This is a genomic window from Clostridiales bacterium (genome assembly GCA_017961515.1).
Classification (GTDB): Bacteria; Bacillota; Clostridia; order Acetivibrionales; family RGIG10202; genus RGIG10202.
In genome coordinates, this window is sequence record JAGCXC010000005.1 from 1 (window position 1) to 2,814 (window position 2,814).

4 protein-coding genes are annotated in these 2,814 nt (G+C 32.8%); all 4 read left to right on the forward strand.

The features are described from left to right. A partial coding sequence (locus J6Y29_00240; protein ID MBP5426321.1) for a hypothetical protein occupies positions 1-1,260 on the forward strand: 1,260 nt, incomplete at its 5' end. A gap of 200 nt (positions 1,261-1,460) precedes the next feature. Further along, positions 1,461-1,736, forward strand: coding sequence for a hypothetical protein (locus J6Y29_00245; protein ID MBP5426322.1), 276 nt, complete (start codon positions 1,461-1,463; stop codon positions 1,734-1,736). Positions 1,737-2,021: 285 nt separating this feature from the next. Next, positions 2,022-2,297 carry an ankyrin repeat domain-containing protein gene (locus J6Y29_00250; GenBank protein MBP5426323.1) on the forward strand — a complete coding sequence of 92 codons (276 nt, stop codon included), beginning with the start codon at positions 2,022-2,024 and terminating at the stop codon, positions 2,295-2,297. Next, positions 2,291-2,704 (forward strand): ankyrin repeat domain-containing protein, encoded by a 414-nt coding sequence (locus J6Y29_00255; GenBank protein MBP5426324.1) that lies wholly within the window; start codon positions 2,291-2,293, stop codon positions 2,702-2,704. Before J6Y29_00250 ends, J6Y29_00255 begins: the two co-directional genes overlap by 7 nt. Positions 2,705-2,814 lie beyond the last annotated feature (110 nt).

Genomic DNA, 2,814 nt, shown 5'->3' on the forward strand with positions numbered 1-2,814 from the left:
AAAGTTGCGATGGATTCTTGTAATGAGTATGTTAAATTAATAGAAAAAACAACTTTAGGAACTGACGAATGCTATGTGTACGAGAAATACAATGATGATACGAAAGAGAGAATAGCGATAGACAGGAGTTTAGAGAAAATATATAAGTTAAAGAAGAAAAACGGTATGTATTTGGCATCTAGCAAGAGGAGAATTAAGGATGAAGTAAGTGATAGGGATGCAGTTAAGTTAGTTAGAAATAGGATAGATAGTAATGAATATACAACCAGTGTATATGGGAACATGAAGAATAGCGATGATGGCCAAGAGTATAGTATTATAAACGTAAGGAATTTAGATGGTACAGTGGATAAAAAGTTGGCGGTTAGCAGGAAAGATGGAGCCATATATGTAGAAAAAAAGAAGGTTACACCAAAGTTAGAGCAAAAAGATGATGGAACTATTTCAGCAGTAGGATTTTTAGAGATAGATCCAGAACTTACAAATAGAGAGGCAAATATAGATCAATGGGGTTCAGGATTTAGGACTCATGGAAGTTATATGTTGATACAAGAGGATGGGACTGGAGTTTATAATATAGGGGTATCTGCTGATGTAGAGAATTTTAAATTGGTGAATGAAAATGGAAAGAACTATATTGAGATAACTAATAAAGAGGGAGCCCAGGCTCTAGAGAAAGGAACAAGATTTTGGGTAGAAGTAAAAGAGGTTAATGGAGAATCATATTTGTATGTGCATGATGAAGAAAATAAAGATTCGAAGCCGGGTAATAAATATTGGAAATTAGGTATGGATAATAGATCTATATATGTAGATAAGGATGCAGTGGTGCCAACTCTGGAGAAAGGTTATGACGGATCAATTGTTGCTGTGGGTCGGTTTAAGATAAATGACGAAATTACATCAAAAGAGACTGACACAAATAAATGGGGAACAGGCTACTTATCAAAAGGAAGTTGTATGTCTATAAAAGATGATAAGACTGGAACCTATAGTATAGGTGAAACATCTGTTGTAGAGCACTTTAAGTTAGTAGATGAAAATGGTAAGACATATATTGAAATAACAAACGAGGAAGGTTCAAAAGGACTGCTAAAGGGAACAAGATTTTTAGTTGAAATTAAGGAAGTAGAAGGTAAAATGTATTTGTACATGCATGATGAAGATGGGAAAGATACAAAACCAGGAAGCAAGTATTGGGAACTAAGTGAAGAAGGTGCAATTAAATTTGAGCCATATGGGTATCATAATAAGATATAGAAAAGATTTAAAGTAAATAGATTTGATAAAAAGGATGGCGACACATGCTTTTGACTTAGGTCAGGAGTTGGGGTTGCCATTGATATATGCAACGATATATTGACATAAACGAAATGATGCTTTATAATATAATTATAGGCAGAAAAATAGTATTTTTTAGGGAAAGGGGCTTGATGGATAGGGAGAAGGGAGGGGGATATATGAGAGATGAATGGAAAAAGGTAGTATTAAGTTTAGTTATAGTTTTAGTACTTGTGTTTGTAGTAGGGAGTGTGTTTTCATTTGCGTTCCAGGTGATGGGTGATTGTAATGATATATCTCACTTAAGTTGGTGGGAAGGAATAAAGGTAATTAAAGATAAAGGTTATGGAATAGAAAAGATGGTGGAATGGACTAAGTTTTGTTTTAAACCAAAAGGTACAAGAATAGGCATTATATGCCCGAGAGATGATTATGGTCCATTGTTTTTAGTATAATATACTGGGCTTTGAGTTGAATATAGGTGTTTCGAGAAAATTTTAATTGACTAACAATAGCTTGTGGTGGAAGTATTTACGACACCGTGGGCTATTTTTCGAGTAGAATGTTTTTCAAACACTTATCTTTTTCATGGATACAACATTTTGAGTACATAAGGTAGTTTTTCTTTTAATACAGCTTCCAATAATAAACCAATAGTTGACAAACTCAATGATGCTATAATATGTTTACACTGGATTGACCGAGATTTTTTCAGTGAAAGAAAAGGGAGATGTATTTTTATGAAGAAAAATAATTTGAGATTTGTTTCTGAGTGGTTAAGAGAAAATAAAATGTTGTGTGCGTTGAGTGAAAATGGGGAGAAAGAAAAGGTAAGAGAAGTGAATATGACGGATAATAATGGATTTACAGCGTTGATGAATGTATGTGCAAATAATCCACCAAAAGAAGTGGTAGAGCTATTGTTAAATCGTGGAGCAGAAGTGAATATGAAGGATAAATATGGCCAAACAGCGTTGATGTATGCATTGGGAGTAATACACCAAAAGAAGTGGTAGAGCTATTAATAGATAATGGAGCGGAAGTGAATATGAAGGGTAAAGATGGCAAAACGGCGTTGATGATTGCATGTGGGAAGAATGCAGCAAAAGAAATAATAGAATATTTAATAGATAATGTGGCAGATGTATACAAGAAAGACAATAAAAGGAGAACTCCAATAATCACGTTGGATGGTAAAGTACAAGCTAAAATGTTAAAAGTATTAACAAGAAGAGAGCTAAGGAATGCATGTGCTAAGAATAATAAAGATGAGGTAGAAAAACAATTAGATAAAGTTGGAGGAATTTTGCCTAAAGATCTTTTAGTAGAGTTAATTAATTTATCTAATGAGGATACTTTAGAAGTACTAGTAGAAAGAATAAATGTTTCCCTAATAAATGATATATTTAATTTAATAACCTAAGAAGGAAAGCGTAATTGTATAATAAATTTACTATATAAAAAAGGTGCAATTAACAAAATAAGTGGTAAATTAAAAAGTGTTTTAAAGAGCAAATTAATTAAAGATGTAAC

Coding starts and splice junctions, on each gene's coding strand:
- J6Y29_00245 (MBP5426322.1), top strand. CDS start 1,461: ATGAGAGATGAATGGAAAAAGGTAGTATTAAGTTTAGTTATAGTTTTA.
- J6Y29_00250 (MBP5426323.1), top strand. CDS start 2,022: ATGAAGAAAAATAATTTGAGATTTGTTTCTGAGTGGTTAAGAGAAAAT.